Here is a 944-nt window from a genome sequence, read left to right as displayed (position 1 = left end):
TGTCGCGCCGGACATCGAAAGGTCCGTCCATGGCGAAACCAGCCAAAGACATCGCGGCAACCGCGCCCCTGCCGCGCACAATATACTGACCAAGCACAGGGTGAGGTTGCCGCCCGCACTGTCTCCGCCAACCACGATGCGATCCGGCGCGATCCCTTGCCGGCTCAGAAAGCGCCATGCGGTGAGTGCATCTTCATGTTGCGCAGGGAAAGGATGTTCCGGTGCGCGTCGATAGTCGATCGCGAGGGTGCGCATTCCCGTTGCTCGACCTGCCTCAGTCACCATTCGACGATGACTTTTGAGAGAGCCGGAGCAGTAGCCACCACCGTGGAAAAAGAGCAGAACCTTATCCCTGTCACTCTCAGGCGCTAGGGACCACTCTCCCTCGAGCCCATCGAAAACCGCATCCTCGCATCGGATGTCGTCCGCAATCGGCCACACCGAACCAACCTCGTCGAGCCGTGCCCGGCGTTCGTCCCAGCCCACCGATCGTGGCTTGGACGTCAACAACCGGCGGACGGCGTTAATCTCCGTCAGATCGAGGTGTTCATCCACATCGCCCATTTTGCTTCCCTAGCCTCATCAAGCGTAGAAAACGGCGGACAGCAGCAGCCACACGTCATCCATAAAGCGCCAATGCCAGCGCTGGGAATTTTTCGTTATAATTGCGCCATGGCGAATACACGGGACGACATGGTCGCGCGTAAACCCGCTCGTCATCTTTTAGCACTGACCCACCCCCCGCACCTGGTCGAATATTCCATCTGATATTTGGCCGCTGCGGGTCAAAAGCGCTGGTAGCAAGGAAGATCCGGGTTGGAGAGGAAAACCGGCGCCGGAAAGGCGGCATTGGGTCGATTGTGTTGAAAAAGTCCGGGTTGCAGCAGTCCTGAAGCACTGATTCAATCTTCGTCGTAAGAGGAGATTGAGTCGATGATGGGCGA

At 58.3% G+C, this 944-nt stretch carries 2 protein-coding genes; both read right to left on the bottom strand.

Annotated elements, in window-relative coordinates; all coding sequences use genetic code 11:
- Window positions 1-564, bottom strand: a 564-nt coding sequence (locus NKJ08_RS38775) for an alpha/beta hydrolase (protein WP_352786417.1), incomplete at its 3' end; no start/stop codon positions are given.
- Between the two features lie 55 nt (window positions 565-619).
- Window positions 620-944: hypothetical protein (locus tag NKJ08_RS38770; protein ID WP_352786415.1), on the bottom strand; the 325-nt coding region annotated here is incomplete at its 5' end.

Origin of the sequence: Mesorhizobium sp. M0244 (genome assembly GCF_040321795.1) — a bacterium.
GTDB lineage: Bacteria > Pseudomonadota > Alphaproteobacteria > Rhizobiales > Rhizobiaceae > Mesorhizobium.
The sequence above is the reverse complement of the archived record's forward strand: the minus strand, read 5'-3'. Positions and strand labels throughout refer to the sequence as shown.